Here is a 16,663-nt window from a genome sequence, read left to right as displayed (position 1 = left end):
CGCCACGAATGTCCCGTAGCTACCCGCCACGGCGCGGATCGGCCCGCCCGGGGCGGGGTTAGCCACCCGACCGGCGGGTAAGCCGCAGCGCCCGACACGGCGGAAGGGGATCACATGTCCGAACGGCACACGGCACTGCGCTCGATGCACGATCTGGGCCTGGCGGCCTGGTTTGGCGGCTCCCTCATGGGTGCCTTCGGCGTCAACGGCGCAGCGGCCAAAATCAGCGACTCGACCCAGCGGCTTCCGGTCGCCTCGGCCGGATGGTCCAAGTGGACCCCGGTCAACGCGGCCGCGATCGGCGCCCACCTGGCCGGCGCCGTCGGCGAGCTGGTGACCGAGAGCCCACGGGTGGCGGCCCAGTCCGGCGTCGCCCGGGCCAGCACCATCAAGACCGCGTTGACCATCGGCGCGCTGGCGGTCACCGGCTACAGCCGCTTGCTCGGCATGCGGCTGGAGAAGGCCGGCGGCCCGTCGGTGAGTGGCGCCACCGAGCCGAACCACCAGACCCCGGCCAGCGTGGCCTCGTCGCAGCGACAGATGAAGCTGCTCCAGTGGGCCATTCCGGCGCTGACCGGGACCCTGGTCGTGGTCACCGCGTACATGGGTGAGCAGCAGAAGCCCGGCCAGGTGTTCCGGGGCATGCTCGGTCGCGCCGGTGGGATGAAGGGCGCCTCGAAGAGCATGATCAAGCTGGGAATGAGCAACGGCAAGCGGCCGATGGCGATGGCCGGACGCTGAACGTCGGGCCGACCGGCGTCCCGCCGCCACCTCGACGGCGGGGCGCTGGCCGGCCCTGCGCGCACCGGAGCGACGGCGGCGCGCGCAGCGGCGTGCCGGCGACATGTCGTGCGCCGCGCCCGGGCGGGCAGTCCCGGCCCGAGGACGGCACATCGTCCGCCGTGGCGGCGGACCGACGAGCGGGGTGGCCATGACGGCGCACAAGGGACGCAGCGGTGACAACGACCGGCTGGAGCCGGAGGCGACCAAGCCGTGGGGCACCGGCGACGGCTTCGACGCCGACGCGCCCTGGGGCACGGGCGACGACTCACCGATGGACGAGGGCAGCGAGGAGACCGCGGTGCCCGAGGAACGGCGCGGCGAGCGGCGCGCGGGTGCCCCGGCGGGCCGGTCCGACCCGGCGGGACGACACGGCTTCGGCTCGGTCGAGCCGACCCGTACGACGATGGCTGGACCGGGTGCCCCACCCGATCCCGCCCCCAGCGGCCGGAGCTTCCCCGACGACGCCGACATCGGCGAGTCGACCCAGGACGCCCTGCGCAGCCGGGGCCGACGGTCCTGAGCGGACTGGCACCCGGCCCGGTGGCCCGTGCGGCGGTCAGCCGGTCGCCGGGACGGCCTGGTCGGCGACCATCGTCTCGGCGAGCAGCTGCGCCAGCCGGGTGGCGTCGCGCTGGGCCTGCCCGGCGCAGCAGTTGTTGAACAGCACGTGCAGCTCGTCGGGGAGGTCGGCGAACTCGGCCAGCAGCCCGGCCCAGTGCCGGAGCTCGTCCTCGGCGTACGCGTACCGGAACTTCTCCTGCTTGTCGCCCTCGCCCCAGGCGTCGCTGTGACCGTGGAACCGGACGATCGCCGGCTCCGCCGTCATGGTCAGCAGCGGCGGCACCGACGACGGATGCCCCTGTGGCATGTCCACACAGACCAGGGACAGGTCGTGGGCGCGTAGCAGGTCCAGAGTGTCCGCCATGGCGGGGTCGTCGAACCAGGAGCTGTGCCGCAGCTCCACACCGACCCGCCACGGCCGGCAGCGCTGGGCCAGCTCGACGATCCGGCGTTCGGCTGCGGGGCTGCGCACCAGCCACGGGGGGAACTGCAACATCACCACCCCGAGTTTGCCGGCCGCCGCGATCGGGTCGAGGGCCGCACGGAACCGGGCCCACAGCTCGTCGTACGTCCGCTCCGGCAGGTCACGGCGGCGGATCCGGCTCGGGCCGGCGGCCGGACGCAGGTCCCGGGGCAGGACGGCGACCGGTGTCGGGTGACCGGTGAAGAGGCTGAACGCCTTGACGTCGAAGGTGAAGTCGTCCGGTGTGGCGTCCACCCAGCCGTGGGTCGTCTCCGGCACCGGGATGGCGTAGTAGGACGTGTCCACCTCGACCAACGGGAACTGGCTGGCGTAGAAGCCCAGCCGGCGGGCCGGCGTGCTGGCCGAGCGTGGGTACCACCCGGAGCGCAGCAGGGACTGGTCCGCCCAGGACGACGTGCCCACCTTAATCACACCCATGTCATTCAGTGGACCGCCAGCGGCGCGGATCGGCAACCGCTGGCGGGTCTTCCGTCGACCCAGTGTCGTCCCGGAAAGTGTCGGTGCCTGGCCCTACGGTGGCACAGGGTGGACATCAATGAAGGGTGGCGGCATGACCAGCACCGAGCAACTCACCGGTGAGCGCACCGATCTCCTGCAGACGCTGCGCAGGCACCGCGGTTTCCTGCTGCACACCGTCGACGGGCTCACCGACGAGCAGGCGGCCACCCGCCCCACCGTCAGCGGCCTCTGCCTCGGCGGCCTCATCAAGCACGTGGCCGGCGTCGAGCACCGGTGGATGCTCTTCGCCGTCAGCGGCGCGGAGGCGATGGGTCGCGAGGAGGTCGACTGGGTCGGCCAGTTCCAGATGGCACCGGGCGAGACCCTCGCCGGGCTGGTCGAGCGCTTCCAGGAGGTGGCTGACCAGACCGACGAGTTGATCACCACCCTCGACCTGGACGCGGCGCACCCGCTGCCGCTGGCGCCCTGGTTCGAGCCGGGGGCGAGTTGGTCCGTCCGCCGGGTGCTGCTGCACCTGATCGCCGAGACGGCCCAACACGCCGGGCACGCCGACATCCTGCGGGAGTCGATCGACGGCGCCAAGACCATGGGCTGACCGCGGTGCCCACCGTCGCCGGGCTGAGCGCCGCTCCAGGGCCTCACCGCAGGCGTTGCCGGCGTTCGGTGGTCCGGTCTCTCGCGTAGGCGTCGGAGTGACCCCAACGGCCCGGGATGTCCAGCAGTTCCAGCCGACCGAAGCCCTCCGGCACCGCCGGGTTCACCAGCAGGTTGTCGCCGGTGGGTCGCAGGCCCAGCATGGTGCCGAGCAGCATCAGCAGCGCTCCCGACGACCACGCCTGCGGGCGGCAGCTCGTCGCCAGCTGGACGGGGAAGGTCGTCAGGCTGCGCTCGTAGCCGGCGATCATCTCCGGCGCCGCGCCACCGAGCGTCTGTGCCATGTCGAAGATACCGGCCGCGATCCGGGCCGCCTGCGTGTCGAGGCGGTAGCGACGCAACCCGGCGGCGATCAGCGTGTTGTCCGACGGCCACACCGCGCCCAGGTGGGTGCCCACCGGGTTGTACGTGCGTTGCCCCTCGGCGAACGTGCGTACCCCCCAACCGCTGAACAGTCGCGGCCCGACCAGGTGCTCGGCGACCGCTTCCGCGCGGTCGTCCGCGACGATCCCGCTCCAGAGCAGATGCCCGATGTTGGAGGTCAGCGCATCGACCGGTTCGCCGTACGGGTCGAGCGCGAACGCGTAGTACTCCCGGTGGGGCAGCCAGAAGTCCCGGTTGAAGCGCTCCTTCAGCGCTGCCGCCTCCCGTTCCAACCGGTCGGCGTACGCGGGGTCGCCCCAGAACTCCCGGGCCAGCCGGGCGCCACGCCGCTTCGCGTCGTACGCGTAGCCCTGCAACTCGCAGGTGGCTCGGGGGAAGGCGGGTTGCTGACCGTGGGCGTCGACGATGGCGTCCGGGGAGTCCTTCCAGCACTGGTTGATCGTGCCGTCGCGCTCGTTGCGGCGCTGGTAGCGCACGTAGCCGTCGCCGGTCAGGTCGCCGTACTCGTCGATCCAGTCCAGCGCCATCCGGGCCGGGTGGCGCAGCTCGCGGACCAGGTCCGCGTCACCGGACCAGCGCTCGTGCTCGTCGAGCAGGACGACGAAGAGCGGGGTGGTGTCCGCCGCGCCGTAGTACAGCGCGCTGGCCCGGTCGCTGAACGCCCCCGTCTCGCCGTAGCGGAGGTGGGCCAGGATCTTGCCGGGCTCCTCGTCCAACGCGTCGTCGAGCTGGCCGCCCTGCATGAGCGCCAGCATCCGCAGCGTCGCGGGTGCCAGCTCGGGGGTGAACGCCATCGTCTGCAGGCAGGTGATGATGGCGTCCCGTCCGAACAACCCCATCGCCCAGGGCAGACCACCGATCGGCACCCGCTCGCGGTACGACAGCGGCCTGTAGCGCAGGGCCGCCAGGTCCGCGAGGCTGCCCTGGTAGAGCTCTTCCAGGCCCTTGCGTTCGGCCACCAGCTGCGGCGCCCGGTCCAACCACTGCGCCAGGTCCTCCTGCATCCCCGTCCGCACAATTTGCTGGTGCGACTGCAGGTCGGCGCGGAGATCCCGGCCGTCCTCGCCGCCCATGGTCACGCTCACGTGCAGGTCGGTCTCCCACTTCCCGTCGGGCGCGATCCGGATCCGGAACGTCATCCCCTGCTCGTCCACCTCGGCGGGGACGGTGCTGCGCACTGTGGTCTTGCGGACGAACCGGTCCCGCTGGTAGCGCAGCACGAGTTGCTGGTTCGTCGAGTCGGCGGTGACCTCGACGGGCCGCTGCCGCAGCTGCCCGACCTCGACGATGTCGGTGAAGTCGCTGGCCATCTCCACCCGGACGGTGAATTCGGCGGGCTGCGACGAGTGATTGAGCACGGTGATGTTCTCGTGGAAGCAGTCGTGCACCGAGCGGTGCCTGATGATCGACACGTCGGCGTCGATGTAGTGGCTCGCCGCACCGGGGACCAGGAAGAACCGGGTCTCGAAGTAGGAGAGGTCGTCGCGGGAGAGCGCGTTGATCCGTTCACCGTCGATCCTGAGCACCCAGTGGGACAGAAACCGGGTGTCGTACGCGAAGAGTCCGGACGGGGCCTGCGGATCGGCCTCGATGTCGCCCTGGGCGTCGCTGGTCGCGAAGAGGTTGCCCGCGATGACGTGCACCATCTCCTGCTTCACGACCGCTCACCCCGAACCGTCGTCGCAGCCCGGTCCACCAGCGCGACCCGGCCCAGCTCGTGCGGGTGGCGGGCGCCGTCCGGCCCGGAGAAGATTCGCCGCAGCAGCATCAGCAGTCGCATGTTGCCCTGCACGGTCAGCTCGTTACGCAGCAGGCCCGCGCCCGGATGCAGCTCGCCGCGGGCCATCCGGTCGAAGACCTCCCGGTCGGCCCGCACCACCAGTTCGGCGTCGTCGGCCGAGCGGGCCACCCGGACGTGTTGGTCGGCGATGGTCAGATACCAGTGATCGGTGCTGCCGTCGTCGCGGACATCCAGCCGCAGCGTCCCCGCGGTGGTTTCCGGCAGGTCGGGCCGCCGACCGGTGTCCAGCTGTCGCAGGTACTGCTCTGCCGTCGCGCCCATTCGGTCCCCTCCCCACGGTTTCCCGCAGGATCACCCGCACCAGGGTGAGCCCGGTTCACCCGGAAGGGGTGAGAGGACGGGTCAGCCGGCCTCGATCAGGCCGCGCACGTAGGCGGCCTGGCCCACGTGTTGCAGGTCGTCCTCGGCGACACTGACCAACCGGACGCCGAGGGTGACCGGCGGGTCCCACGCCTCGTCGACCACGCGGTCCAGGTCCGCGGGGCGCAGGCCGGCGAGGAAGCTTCCGGTACGCGTCGCGACCGCCTCGTAGTAGTCGACCAACGCCTGCGCGCTCTCCGGCCGCACCGCCGCGACCTGAGCGGGCGAGTGCCCGTAGCCGGTGTCGTCGGGGTCGGCGGCGAGCCCGAACCGACCCGCCCAGTCGCCGCGCACCCAGATCTGCTCGGCGTCGAGAAGGTCGGCGACATGGTGGTCCTGCACCCGGGTGAGGTGCCAGACCAGCCAGCCGATCGAGTTGGCGCCCGGCCCAGGCTGTTGGCGCAGTTGCTCGGGGCTGAGGCCGTCGACCGCCGCACGGACGAGGTCGGGCAGCCGGTCGTACGCCTCGGTCAGCAGGTCACTCACGTCCACGGGGTGCGCCTTCCTGGTCGGTTTCCGACCAGGTACCGCCGGATCCGGGGGCGCAAACCTCGGCCGCTACGGTGATCAAATGGTCGCCGCGGTGGAGTTGTACCTGGACCCGGACGCCACCCGCCGGATCCGGGTGCTCTGGGACGCGCTGGAGGCCGAGGGCGTGCAGAGCATGCGCTCGCTGCTGGAGCAGCGCCACCGTCCGCACGTCTCGCTCGCGGTTTCGCCCCGCTTCGACCCGGAGCAGGTCGCCGAGGCGTTACAGGGGACGGTGGTGGCCGCCCCGCTGCGGCTCGACTTCCAGCACGCCGGCCAGTTCGTCGGTCGGGTGCTCTGGCTCGGCCCGGCGCCCACCCCGGAGTTGCTGGCGCACCACCGGCTGGTGCACGACCGGCTCGCCGCCGCCGGCATCCCCCTCGCCGAGCACTACCAGCCGGGGCGCTGGGTGCCGCACTGCACGCTCTCCATGCGGGTGCCGAACACCCTGATGGCCGCCGCGGTGCGCCGCTGCCTGGAGGTGTTGCCGCTGGCCGCGACCGTGGTCGGCGCGGCGCTCACCGACCACGCGCGCGGCATCGCCCACCCGCTGCCCTGACCGTCGATCCGTAATGTCCGGTTTGGCGGGTCACAGTCGGAAACCCGAAAACAAGCGGTGCGGATGCGCCCGGGCGTGGGAAGGTTCGAGTGGCTGTCGTACCGGTGGTGGGCTGCTCGCAGCGGTTCGCCCGGCGGCGCGGGGTCACCCCGCGCCGCCCACGGCGGCTTCGACGAGGAGAGGCAGGGCCCATGCAGGCTCAGCGCAGGCCACCGCGCACGGAGCGGAGCCAGACCCGGGACGACCGGACCGGCGGCGGGATGACCGGGGCGGCCACCCCACTGACGATCTGGGCGGCCGCCGTACTGCTCGGCCGGATCGGTGCCGGCGACGACGACGTCGAGGACGAACGGCACATCCTGCGCGGCATCGAGTGACTCCCGGCCGCGCGACTCAGAGCCAGCCGCGCCGCTTGAAGATCACGTAGAGGGTGCCGCAGACCAGCAGCATCAACAGCAGCGCGAAGAGGTAGCCGAAGCGCCAGTTCAGCTCCGGCATGTGGACGAAGTTCATGCCGTACACGGTGCCGATGAGCGTGGGAGCGAATAGGATCGCCGCCCAGGAGGAGACCTTCTTCAGCTCCTCGTTCTGGCTGTAGCTGGCCGCGGTGAGGCTGCGCATTTCCTCGTTCTGCTGCTGCGAGACGAGGGTGGCGTTGACGGTGAGGATGTTCTGCAACAGGTGCCGGAAACCGTCCACCCGCTCCACCACCTGGGTCAGGTGGTCGGTCACGTCGCGCAGGTAGCGGCGCAACTCCTCGTCCGCACTGGCGGCACCGGCGCCGTCGGCCAGCGCGTCGAGGACGCTGAGCAGGGGGCGGGCGGCCCGCTGGAACTGGATGACCTCGCGGCTGAGGCCGTAGATGCGCCGGCTGGCGTTCGGGTCGCCGCCGAACACCTGGGTCTCGATCTCGTCGATGTCGTTCTCCAGTCCGGCCACCACCGGCGCGTACCCGTCGACGACCTGGTCGAGGATCGCGTACAGGACGGCTTCCGGGCCCCGGGCGAGCATCTGCGCCTCGGTCTCCATCCGCCGCCGCACCGCGGCCAGGTCCGGTGCCTCACCGTGTCGGACGGTGACCACGAAGCCCGGCCCGATGAACAGGTGCAGCTCGGAGAACTCGACCTCCTCCCGGAGGTCGTCATAGCGGGCGGCGCGCAGCACCACGAACAGGGTGTGCGCGTACCGCTCCAGCTTGGGCCGCTGGTGGGCGTTGATGGCGTCCTCGACCGCCAGGTCGTGCAGCCGAAACTCCCGGGCCAACGAGGTGATCTGGCCGATGTCGGGCCGGTACAACCCGATCCAGGCCATCGCGTCGTCCTGCTCCTGGAGGCAGCGGTACGTCTCGGCGAGGCCGGACGGCGAGGCGAACCGGTGCCCTTGGATGTAGACCGCGCTGTCCACCAGGCCACCGTGGGACGCTGCGGGCGACTCCGCGGACGGAGCCGCACCGACCCTCGTCTCGTACTCGTCGAGCTGGCGGCCGAAGCCGCCACCCGGGCGGAAGCGACGGCCGCCGACCATGCCCTGTCCCCTCCCCCGGTGCCGTCCCCTCCAGCCCGGGGCGCTGCTTCCCCCCTGTCCTGGGCCCGAAACCCGCCGTGGCGTCGGTTGGGTTCCGCGCACCGACGGACGGTGGCGGCCCATCGGGCGGATACTCCCCGCCGCGGCCCGGATGATCGACGAACGGGCTGGACGGCGGATCCGCCTCATCGCGCACGAACCCGACCGACGTGACGAGGCGGAGTACCGCGCCAAGCTGGCCCAGACCATGGCGGACAACGACTTCCCCGACGACAGCGACGTCATCTTCGTCGAGGTCAAGGTCACCGACCCGTCCGACTTCGAAACCGAACTACTGGTCCGCGGCGGCGTGGTCGACGGCCGTTTCCCGGTGCTCAGCCTGGCCAGCTCGTCGGTGCCCACCGCGCTCGCCGCCCAGCTGCTGGAGATCCGGGACCGCAGCCGTCGGCGTCCGCACATCTACTTCGAGTGGTCCGAGGGCGGCCCGGTTCGCAACTTCCTGCGCTACCTGGCGTTCGGACAGGGCGCCATCGCCTCGGTGACCCGGGAGATCCTGCGCAAGCCGTCGCGCACGGTGAGCGTGGTCATAACGACTGGACGGCCCACCCGTTGGTGCTGCTAGCCTCGGGCCAGGTCATGAGCGCCAGCGCGAAGCCCCGGCTCGCTGGCCGGCAACCCTCCTCCGCGGTGGGGTGCCCCGGGTGAAGACCAGGCACCGGCACGACGTCGGTGCAAGCGTGGCCTGGCACCCAGGTCAGCACAGACCCGGGAGAACCATGCGCATCCTCAGCACCGCCCCACCGACCGACGTCGCGGACTCCCGCACCGGTCGACCCTCGCCCGCACTGACCCGGCGACGGCACGTGGACATGATGCGAATGTGCAGCGCCGCCTGTCGTCGCGGCATCACGCTCTAGCACCCCCCTTCCCGAACTCCTCCCCACCGGTACGCCCATCGGGCGCGCCGTCGGTGGCGCACGCCCGTGCGCGCCGAGACACCACCCTTCGGAGACACCCGTGCGATTCCTTCCTGCCCTGACCCGCGCCGCCGCCCTGGGCGCGGCCACGATCCTGGCCGCCACCGCCCTCACCGCCTGCGGCGACGACAGCTCGTCCGACGCCACCGCCAACCCGTACGGCCTGGCCCAGCCGGGCGTGCTGCGCGCCGGCACGCTGACCGACGCCCCGCCGAACGTGTACCTCAAGGACGGCAAGTTCACCGGCTTCGACAACGACCTGCTGACCGCTGTGGCCGGCAAGCTCGGCCTCACCGTCGAGTTCGTCGGCACCGACTTCTCCGCGCTGCTCAGCCAGGTCAACAACCGCAAGTTCGACGTGGGCAGCTCCTCGATCACCATCACCGAGGCCCGGAAGAAGACAGTCGACTTCGGCAACGGCTACGACTTCGGCTACTTCGGTCTGGACGTCCCGGCCGGCTCGCCGATCACCAGCTTCGACCAGCTGGCCGGCAAGCGGGTCGTGGTGGTGCAGGGCACCGTCCAGGACGACTACGCCACCGGCAAGCAGCTCAACCCGGTTCGGGTGCCGGACTACAACGGCGCGATCAACCAGCTCAAGGCGGGCACCGCCGACGCCTGGATCGCCCCGGCGGAGATCGGCGAGAAGTCGGCCACCGACAGCAACGGCAAGATCACCGTGGCGGCCAAGCAGCTCAGCCCGGCACCGACGGCGTACGCCGTGGCCAAGGGGAGCGACAAGCTGCGCGAGGCGCTGAACAAGGGCCTCGACGAGGTCATCGCCGATGGCACCTGGAGTCGTTTGCAGGCGCAGTACTACCCGGGCCGGCCGATCCCGGCGGACTTCACCCCGGGCAGCGGCACGGTGACGGCCCCGTCCACGTCGGCCACGCCGTCGGTGTCGGCTGCGCCGACGGGCCCGTCGGCGTCCGCGTCGGCCGCGTCCTGAGCCGGTGACGAGCGAGCGGGGCGGTAGGAGGAGCGACCAATGGATCCGTTGAGCACCCTGTGGGAAACCTTCTTCGACTGGGACTCGATGCGCGAGGCGCTGCCCGAGATGCTGACCGTCGGGTTGCCCAACACCCTGATCCTGGCGGTCTCCGCCGCCCTGCTCGGCTCGGTGCTGGGCCTGCTGCTGGCCGTCGCCGGGATCTCCCGCAGCCGCTGGTTGCGCTGGCCGGCGCGGGTCTACACCGACGTGTTCCGGGGGCTGCCGGCCGCCGCGACGATCCTGCTGATCGGCGTCGGGCTGGCCCCGCTGGGCATGCAGGTCTGGGGGCCGGATCCGTACCCGTTGGGCATCCTGGCGCTGTCGCTCATCGCCGCCGCGTACATCGGGGAGATCTTCCGCTCGGGCATCCAGTCGGTGGAGGCCGCCCAGTTGGAGGGCGCCCGGGCGCTCGGCTTCTCCTGGGCCGACGCGATGCGGTTGGTGATCATCCCGCAGGGCATCCGGCGGGTGCTGCCGGCCTGGGTGAACCAGCTCATCGCGCTGATCAAGGACTCCAGCCTGGTCTACTTCCTCGGCCTGGTGGCCAGCCAGCGGGAGCTGTTCCGGATCGGGCAGGACTACGCGGCCACCACCGGCAACGAGTCGGCGCTGCTGCTGGCAGGGCTCTGCTACCTGGCGTTGACCGTCCCGCTGACGCACGTCGTCAACTGGATCGACCGGCGGCTGCGCGACGGTCGGCCGGCCCCCGCGTCCACCGAGGAGGACGACGACACCGCGTCGTACGCCGCCACGCAAGGAGATCGGCGATGACCACCACCACCACCACGACCTCGGTCAGCCTCGACGTACGCGACGTGCACCTCGCCTTCGGACCGAACCGGGTGCTGCGCGGCGTCGACCTCTCGGTGCCGCGTGGGGCGACGGCCTGCGTCATCGGCCCGTCCGGGTCGGGCAAATCCACCCTGCTGCGCACCATCAACCGTCTGATCGAACCGGACCGGGGCGACGTGCTGCTGGGCGGGCGCAGCGTGCTGGACGACGACCCGGACGCGCTGCGGCAGCGGGTGGGCATGGTGTTCCAGCAGTTCAACCTCTTCCCGCACATGAGCGTGCTGCGCAACGTCACGCTGGCGCTGCGCCGGTTGCGCAAGCTCGGTGCGGACGAGGCGGACGCGGTCGCCCGGGCCCAGTTGGAGCTGGTGGGGCTGGCCGGCAAGGCGAACTCCCGGCCGGCGCAGCTCTCCGGTGGTCAGCAGCAGCGAGTGGCGATCGCCCGCGCGCTGGCGCTGCGGCCCGAGGTGATGCTCTTCGACGAGGCGACCTCGGCGCTCGACCCGGAGCTGGTCAAGGGCGTCCTCGGGGTGATGGCCGACCTGTCCGCCGCCGGGATGACCATGGTGGTGGTGACCCACGAGATGGGCTTCGCCCGGCAGGTCGCCGACACCGTCGCGTTCATGGACCGGGGCGTGGTGCTGGAGGCCGGCCCACCCGAGGCGATCTTCGAGCGGGCCGCGCATCCACGGCTTCGCCAGTTCCTCGACCAGGTGCTCTGAGCCGCGCCGGTCGGACGGCCGCCGCAGATCACTCGTTGGGCCCGCGCCCCAGCAGCCGGATCTCCTCGTTGTCCAGCGCGGCCTGAAGCTCCTGGAGCACCAGGTCGTCGATCTCCCGGTTGTCGCGCAGTCGGGTGACCTCCCGCCTCTTGTGGGCCAGGACGCCGAGGCGCAGTCGGCGTTCCAGCCGGCGCTCCTCGGCGGTGTCCGCACCGCTCTCGTCGAGGTCCTCCAGATGCCGCTGGTACTCGGCCTCCAACCGACGCACCGCTTCCTCCTGGGCGCCGATCTCGGCGGCGACCCGGGGAAGAGCGGCCAGGCCCACCTCGGTGGCCCGCCGCCGGGCGTTCCGGGCCTCGTCGACGCGTTCCGGGTCGCCGCTCAGCCCGGCCCAGCGCACGACCAACGGCAGGGTGGTGCCCTGCAAGAGCATGATCAGCACAATCACCAACGCGGTGACGAAAATGATCAAATCGCGTTCCACCACCGGTCGACCATCGACCATCACCGTCGGGACGGCCAGGGCGGCGGCGAGCGACACCGCGCCCCGGAAACCGGACCAGCCGGCGACGGTGCCAACCCGCCAGCCGGAGGGACCTCGGCCGTCGTCGTCCACCATCCGGCGGCGCCGCAGCCGCGCTGACTGCGCGGTGAGGTAGATGAAGAGCAGCCGGGTGACCACGACGACCAGGGTGACCACCAGCACGATCAGCAGAGCCCGCTGCGGCGAGGTGCTGGTGATGCCGCGCACCGCGCGGGGAATCTGCGTGCCGAGCAGGACGAACAATCCACCGTTGATCAGGAACGTGGTCAGGTCCCAGAACGCGTACGCCAGCACCCGGGACCGGGCGCGGATCACCCGTGGGCCGGCGTAGGACAGCATCAGGCCGGCGACCACCACCGCCAGCACACCGCTCGCGTGCACCAGGTCGGCGAGCAGGAACGCGGCGAACGGGGTCAGCACACTGAGCGCGCCCTCACGAAGTGGGTCGTCGAGCCGCTTGCGGATCAGCACCACGGCGGTCCCCACCAGCAGACCGGCGAGGACACCGCCGACGCTGGCGCCGACGAACTCCTCGCCGATGCCCAGCACGCCCGGCTCGGCGCTGTGGCTGAGCAGACCCACCGTCACCGCGAAGACCACCAGCGCGGTTCCGTCGTTGATCAGGCTTTCCGCGTGCAGGGTGGTGAGCAGCTTCCGGGGCAGCCGCTTGGCCAGGCCGGTGACCGCGGCGGCGTCGGTCGGCGCCAGGACCGCGCCGAGCACCCAGGCGGCGGCGGGGTTCACCCCGAACGCCTGCGCGGCGAACGACACCGTGACCATGGTGAGCACCACCAGCACCACGGCGAGCAACCCGATCACCGGCAGGTTGGCCCGGATCTCCCGCAGGCTGATGGTGAGGCTCTCCCGGTACAGGATCGCCGGCAGGAAGATCAGCAGGACCAGGTCGGGTTCCAGGGTGACCTCGGACAGCGGCGGCGTGAGCCCGAGCAGTACACCCAACGCGATGAGCAGGACCGGCGGGGCGACCCGGTACCGACCGCCGAGGGTGGTGCCGACGAGGACGGTGCCGCCGAGCGCCACGATCAGGATGAGCGCCTCCACGCGTACCCCCTCGGACCACGGCCGACGGTGGACGCGCCGGTGGTTCCATCTGACCGCACCCGCCGGTGGGTTCCAGCGGAAACCGGCAAGTCGCCGTGGCCGTGGGTGAGGTCAGCCGGTGGCGCGGGCGCGGGCGGTCACCGCCCGGGCCGTACGACGGTGTTCGGCCGCCTCCTCGTCCCGGCCCAGCGCGGCGGCCAGGTCGGCGAGGTGCCCGGCCACCGGACCGACGGTGAGCACCCCACTGCCCGCGGCCAGCTCGTCGGCGGCCGGCAATAGTTCGGCGTGCACCCGGGTCATCGTGGCCCGGTCGTCGAGGGCGCACGCCGCCCGACCAACGAGGCAGAGTCGCACCTCGCGCAGCAGGTCGTGCGGTCCCTCGGGAAGAGCCCGCAGGGCGGCCGCGGCGGCGTCCCGGTCGTCGGCGGCGAGCAGCAGCAACGGTCGGACCCACGGCTCGTGCGGACCCCAGTCCAGGTCCGCCCAGTCGTCCACGCCGAGCCCGGTGATCAGCCGGTCGGCAGCGCCGGGCCCGGTGGTCGGCCGGTCGGCGCCGATGGTGTCGGCTAGCCACAGGCCGAGCAGGGCGAGTGGCAGCAGCCCCTGGGTCAGCCCCGGCATGCCGTCGGCGCTCACCCGGTCGGCAGCCGCGCGGTACGCCCGCGCCGCGGCGGCCGAGTCGCCGTCGAGTGCCAGCCGCAGTGCTGCGTACCACCGGGTGAAGACGCCGACCAACGGCAGCTCGTAGGTTTCGGCGAGGCGGTCGGCGGCGCGCGCGTGCGCGTCGGCGCCGGGCCGGTCGGCGAGCGCGCAGTTGGCCTGGACCAGGACGAGGTGGCCGAGCACCTCGAAGGTCACCAGGTGGTGCCGCACGGCCAGGTCGACCAGTTCGATGCCGATCCGGGCGCGCGCGTCGGCCAGACCGACGCGGTGGAAGGCGTGCATGAAGCGGGCGTTGAGCGCGAAGGCCAGCAGACCGGGATCGCCGATCCCGCGGGCGATCGTCTCGGCCTCGTCGGCGGCGCGGCGGCCACGGTCGGTGGTGCTGCCGCGCAGCTCCAGCGCGAGGGTGCTCAGCAGCCGGCTGCGCTGCGCCGAGCCGATCGGGCCGAGCGCGGTCAGGGCGTGTTTGGCGGCTCGGACGATGTGCCCGGAGAGCAGTTCGTCGTCGTTGCGCGTCCAGCTGGCGGGCACGTCGAAGCCAGCTACGGCCTCCTGGATCAGCAGCGGGTCGCCGGTGGACTCGGCGGCGGTGATCGCCTCGGCGCGCCGTCGCCGCGCCTCGGCCAACCGGCCGGTCACGGCCAGCGCCCGTCCCAGGCCGAGCAGCGCGGTCACCCGCCCGCGCGGCTCGTCCCCACCGGCGCGGTCGTACGCGTCGATCGCCTGGCCCCACAGCCGGGCCGCCTCGTGGGGGTTGCCGCCCCGTTCGGCCCGCTCGGCGGCCACCCGGGCGTACGTCGATGCCTGGGCGGCGGCGACCGGCCCACCGGCGCGCAGCAGGTGGTACGCGAGGGCCGCCGGCTCGACGGGTTCCCGCTGCCGCAGCACCTCGGCGACGGACGCGTGCCAGGTGGCGCGGCGCGGCGCGGACAGGTCGGCGTAGAGCGTGTCGCGGACCAGGATGTGGGTGAAGCGCAGCCGCCCGTCGGACTCCCGCTCGGTGAGGAACCCGGCGGCCAGGGCGCGGTCCACGGCGTCCAGGGCTGCCGTCGGGTCACCGGCCAACGCGCCCAGCACGTCCGGGTCGAGGTCCCGCCCGAGCACGGCCGCCTGCCGCAGCACGGTACGGGTCGCGGCGGGCAGCTGCGCCAACCGGTGCCGGATCACGTCGCGTACCCCGGGCGGCACGGCGGCCAACCCCGCCTCCCCCGCACCCGCGTACAGCTGGGCCAGTTCGCGGACGAAGAACGGGTTGCCACCGCTGCGCTGGTGGATCGACCGGGCGGTGGCCGGGTCCAGTTCCGCCCCGACGATGGCGCCGGCCAGCTCACCGGTCGCCGACGCGGGCAGGCCGGCAAGGTATTCCCGGACCGGCTCCAGACCGGCGGCGCGGGCCAGGGTGGCGGTCAGCTCCGGGCTGATCTCGGTCGCCCGGTAGGTGCCGAGGATCAGCACCGGCCCGCTGGCCGGCTGCGGGCCGGTGAGCAGCGCGGTCAACAGGTCCAGGGTGTCACCGTCGGCGCGGTGCAGGTCGTCGAGGACCAGGAGGACCGGCCCCCGGTCGGCGACCGCCGAGATCAGCGACGCCACCGCGCGGTGCCGACGGAACCGCGTCGTGGCGGGGTCGGCCGAACCGTCGGCCGAGCCGTCTTCCGAGTCGTCTTTCGGGTCGGCGGCCACGACGGGGGCAGCCGGTCCGGCGAGCTCGTCGGTGATCTGGGTCCACGGCCACGCCGGCGGGGCGCCCTCGTACTCCGGGCTGCGTCCCCACGCCGTGGTCCAACCCTCGGCGGCGAGTCGCCGGGTCAGGGCCTCGGCCAGCGCCGTCTTGCCGGCGCCCGGGTCGCCGCTGAGCAGGGCGAGGGTGGGCTGGTGGCGTCGGGCGGCGGCCTCGGCGGCGTGCCACAGCCGCTCCAGCTCCGCGTCGCGGCCGACGAATGGGCGCTGCCCCGCCTCGACGGGGTGACCGAGTTTCCCGACGCCGGGGGTGGCGGCCCGGACGAGCGGCGGGGTGAGGTGCGGCGCCTGGGCCAGGATGTCGGCCTCCAGCCGGCGCAGCTCGGGCCCCGGGTCCACGCCCAACTCGGTCACCAGGACGTGGCGGGCCTCCCGCAGCGCGGCCAGCGCGTCACCCTGCCGGCCGGCGCGGTACCGGGCCACCGCGAGCAGCCGCCAGGCGTCCTCGCGCAACGGATAGCTGGCCAGGTGTGCCGGTAGGTCGGCTGCCGCCTCGTCCGGCCGGCCCACCGCCAGGAGCGCCTCGGCCCGTCGCTCGACGGCGAGCATCCGCAGCTCGTTCAGCCGGTTGATCTCCGCGACCGCCCAGGGCTCGTTGGCGCAGTCGGCGTACGCGGGCCCGCGCCAGAGCCCGAGCGCCGCGTCCAGTGCGGCCAGGGCGGGCGCGGGACGTCCGGCCGCCAGCAGCCGGGCCGCCTCCCCGACGGCCGCCTCGAACTGCCCGGCGTCCACCGCATCGGGGGCGGCCTTCAGCACGTACCCGGGCGGCTCGGTGACCAGGATGCGGGGCGGTTGCCGGGGTGGCCGGTCGGGCTCCAGGGCCCGGCGCAGGTCGGCGACGAAGGTCCGGATCGCGCCCACCGCGCCGTCCGGTGCAACCTCCCACAGGTCGTCGACGAGACGGTCCACCGGCACCACCCGACCGTGGGCGACCAACAGCCGGCCCAGCACCAGGCGCTGCCGGTGACCCCGCAGGGAGACCGGGCCGCGCTCGGTCGCGGCGGTCACCGGCCCGAGTACGCCGAAGGTCACCGCGACGGGCGCCGTCAGCTGCCTGGTCATGGCCCCACCCTAGGCG

The 16,663-nt window shown here is 72.7% G+C and carries 16 protein-coding genes and 1 riboswitch; of the genes, 9 read left to right on the top strand and 7 right to left on the bottom strand.

All coding sequences use genetic code 11. The annotated features are described in order from the left end of the window. Positions 1 to 114 precede the first annotated feature (114 nt). Both AC5L30_RS07745 and AC5L30_RS07740 read left to right on the top strand, forming a co-directional pair. Positions 115 to 741 (top strand): hypothetical protein, encoded by a 627-nt coding sequence (locus tag AC5L30_RS07745; protein WP_494866228.1) that lies wholly within the window; start codon positions 115 to 117, stop codon positions 739 to 741. 190 nt (positions 742 to 931) lie between these two features. Beyond that, positions 932 to 1,303 (top strand): hypothetical protein, encoded by a 372-nt coding sequence (locus tag AC5L30_RS07740; RefSeq protein ID WP_494866227.1) that lies wholly within the window; start codon positions 932 to 934, stop codon positions 1,301 to 1,303. A gap of 36 nt (positions 1,304 to 1,339) precedes the next feature. Here AC5L30_RS07740 and AC5L30_RS07735 read toward each other — a convergent pair whose 3' ends face one another. Next, positions 1,340 to 2,245: a DUF72 domain-containing protein gene (locus AC5L30_RS07735; protein WP_494866226.1), complete on the bottom strand. Its 906-nt coding sequence runs from the start codon at positions 2,243 to 2,245 to the stop codon at positions 1,340 to 1,342. Positions 2,246 to 2,378: 133 nt separating this feature from the next. Here AC5L30_RS07735 and AC5L30_RS07730 point away from each other — a divergent pair, with 133 nt between their 5' ends. Continuing rightward, the gene (locus AC5L30_RS07730; RefSeq protein ID WP_494866225.1) at positions 2,379 to 2,882 is read left to right on the top strand and encodes a DinB family protein; all 504 of its coding nucleotides are present in this window, start codon (positions 2,379 to 2,381) and stop codon (positions 2,880 to 2,882) included. A 43-nt stretch (positions 2,883 to 2,925) separates the two neighbouring features. On the opposite strand, the gene AC5L30_RS07725 is transcribed toward AC5L30_RS07730, so the two are convergent. From AC5L30_RS07725 to AC5L30_RS07715, 3 genes are all read right to left on the bottom strand, one after another. After that, a complete protein-coding gene (locus AC5L30_RS07725) occupies positions 2,926 to 4,983 on the bottom strand; it encodes an amylo-alpha-1,6-glucosidase (protein ID WP_494866224.1) in 2,058 nt (685 codons plus the stop codon). Continuing rightward, positions 4,980 to 5,387 carry an SCP2 sterol-binding domain-containing protein gene (locus AC5L30_RS07720; protein ID WP_494866223.1) on the bottom strand — a complete coding sequence of 136 codons (408 nt, stop codon included), beginning with the start codon at positions 5,385 to 5,387 and terminating at the stop codon, positions 4,980 to 4,982. The genes AC5L30_RS07725 and AC5L30_RS07720 overlap by 4 nt, the downstream gene beginning before the upstream one ends. A gap of 81 nt (positions 5,388 to 5,468) precedes the next feature. After that, positions 5,469 to 5,978, bottom strand: coding sequence for a mycothiol transferase (locus AC5L30_RS07715; protein ID WP_494866222.1), 510 nt, complete (start codon positions 5,976 to 5,978; stop codon positions 5,469 to 5,471). Between the two features lie 79 nt (positions 5,979 to 6,057). On the opposite strand from AC5L30_RS07715, the gene AC5L30_RS07710 reads away from it, so the two are divergent. Then, positions 6,058 to 6,573 (top strand): 2'-5' RNA ligase family protein, encoded by a 516-nt coding sequence (locus AC5L30_RS07710; protein WP_494866221.1) that lies wholly within the window; start codon positions 6,058 to 6,060, stop codon positions 6,571 to 6,573. 191 nt (positions 6,574 to 6,764) lie between these two features. Next, complete coding sequence (locus AC5L30_RS07705; RefSeq protein WP_091401337.1) at positions 6,765 to 6,950, top strand: hypothetical protein; 186 nt, start codon at positions 6,765 to 6,767, stop codon at positions 6,948 to 6,950. A 16-nt stretch (positions 6,951 to 6,966) separates the two neighbouring features. On the opposite strand, the gene corA is transcribed toward AC5L30_RS07705, so the two are convergent. Continuing rightward, positions 6,967 to 8,097 (bottom strand): magnesium/cobalt transporter CorA, encoded by a 1,131-nt coding sequence (corA, locus tag AC5L30_RS07700; protein ID WP_494866220.1) that lies wholly within the window; start codon positions 8,095 to 8,097, stop codon positions 6,967 to 6,969. A gap of 151 nt (positions 8,098 to 8,248) precedes the next feature. On the opposite strand from corA, the gene AC5L30_RS07695 reads away from it, so the two are divergent. From AC5L30_RS07695 to AC5L30_RS07680, 4 genes are all read left to right on the top strand, one after another. Further along, entirely contained in the window at positions 8,249 to 8,719 is a 471-nt protein-coding gene (locus AC5L30_RS07695; RefSeq protein ID WP_494866219.1) for a hypothetical protein, read from the top strand. A gap of 10 nt (positions 8,720 to 8,729) precedes the next feature. Further along, a riboswitch (SAM riboswitch) is annotated at positions 8,730 to 8,841 on the top strand. 273 nt (positions 8,842 to 9,114) lie between these two features. Next, on the top strand, positions 9,115 to 10,023 hold the full coding sequence (locus AC5L30_RS07690; RefSeq protein WP_494866218.1) for an ABC transporter substrate-binding protein: 909 nt from the start codon (positions 9,115 to 9,117) through the stop codon (positions 10,021 to 10,023). A gap of 39 nt (positions 10,024 to 10,062) precedes the next feature. After that, positions 10,063 to 10,836, top strand: coding sequence for an amino acid ABC transporter permease (locus tag AC5L30_RS07685; RefSeq protein WP_494866217.1), 774 nt, complete (start codon positions 10,063 to 10,065; stop codon positions 10,834 to 10,836). Then, positions 10,833 to 11,579 carry an amino acid ABC transporter ATP-binding protein gene (locus tag AC5L30_RS07680; protein ID WP_494866216.1) on the top strand — a complete coding sequence of 249 codons (747 nt, stop codon included), beginning with the start codon at positions 10,833 to 10,835 and terminating at the stop codon, positions 11,577 to 11,579. The genes AC5L30_RS07685 and AC5L30_RS07680 overlap by 4 nt, the downstream gene beginning before the upstream one ends. Before the next feature lie 28 nt (positions 11,580 to 11,607). Here AC5L30_RS07680 and AC5L30_RS07675 read toward each other — a convergent pair whose 3' ends face one another. Both AC5L30_RS07675 and AC5L30_RS07670 read right to left on the bottom strand, forming a co-directional pair. Further along, complete coding sequence (locus tag AC5L30_RS07675; RefSeq protein ID WP_494866215.1) at positions 11,608 to 13,185, bottom strand: Na+/H+ antiporter; 1,578 nt, start codon at positions 13,183 to 13,185, stop codon at positions 11,608 to 11,610. Positions 13,186 to 13,296: 111 nt separating this feature from the next. Further along, complete coding sequence (locus tag AC5L30_RS07670; RefSeq protein ID WP_494866214.1) at positions 13,297 to 16,647, bottom strand: ATP-binding protein; 3,351 nt, start codon at positions 16,645 to 16,647, stop codon at positions 13,297 to 13,299. Positions 16,648 to 16,663 lie beyond the last annotated feature (16 nt).

It is taken from the genome of Micromonospora sp. BQ32, assembly GCF_059358895.1.
The sequence above is the reverse complement of the archived record's forward strand: the minus strand, read 5'-3'. Positions and strand labels throughout refer to the sequence as shown.

Excerpts from the sequence above, each read along its gene's own strand:
- corA (WP_494866220.1), bottom strand. The coding sequence starts at position 8,097 with ATGGTCGGCGGCCGTCGCTTCCGCCCGGGTGGCGGCTTCGGCCGCCAG.
- AC5L30_RS07705 (WP_091401337.1), top strand. The coding sequence starts at position 6,765 with ATGCAGGCTCAGCGCAGGCCACCGCGCACGGAGCGGAGCCAGACCCGG.
- AC5L30_RS07730 (WP_494866225.1), top strand. The coding sequence starts at position 2,379 with ATGACCAGCACCGAGCAACTCACCGGTGAGCGCACCGATCTCCTGCAG.
- AC5L30_RS07670 (WP_494866214.1), bottom strand. The coding sequence starts at position 16,647 with ATGACCAGGCAGCTGACGGCGCCCGTCGCGGTGACCTTCGGCGTACTC.
- AC5L30_RS07685 (WP_494866217.1), top strand. The coding sequence starts at position 10,063 with ATGGATCCGTTGAGCACCCTGTGGGAAACCTTCTTCGACTGGGACTCG.
- AC5L30_RS07710 (WP_494866221.1), top strand. The coding sequence starts at position 6,058 with ATGGTCGCCGCGGTGGAGTTGTACCTGGACCCGGACGCCACCCGCCGG.
- AC5L30_RS07720 (WP_494866223.1), bottom strand. The coding sequence starts at position 5,387 with ATGGGCGCGACGGCAGAGCAGTACCTGCGACAGCTGGACACCGGTCGG.
- AC5L30_RS07735 (WP_494866226.1), bottom strand. The coding sequence starts at position 2,245 with ATGGGTGTGATTAAGGTGGGCACGTCGTCCTGGGCGGACCAGTCCCTG.
- AC5L30_RS07745 (WP_494866228.1), top strand. The coding sequence starts at position 115 with ATGTCCGAACGGCACACGGCACTGCGCTCGATGCACGATCTGGGCCTG.
- AC5L30_RS07740 (WP_494866227.1), top strand. The coding sequence starts at position 932 with ATGACGGCGCACAAGGGACGCAGCGGTGACAACGACCGGCTGGAGCCG.
- AC5L30_RS07695 (WP_494866219.1), top strand. The coding sequence starts at position 8,249 with ATGATCGACGAACGGGCTGGACGGCGGATCCGCCTCATCGCGCACGAA.
- AC5L30_RS07680 (WP_494866216.1), top strand. The coding sequence starts at position 10,833 with ATGACCACCACCACCACCACGACCTCGGTCAGCCTCGACGTACGCGAC.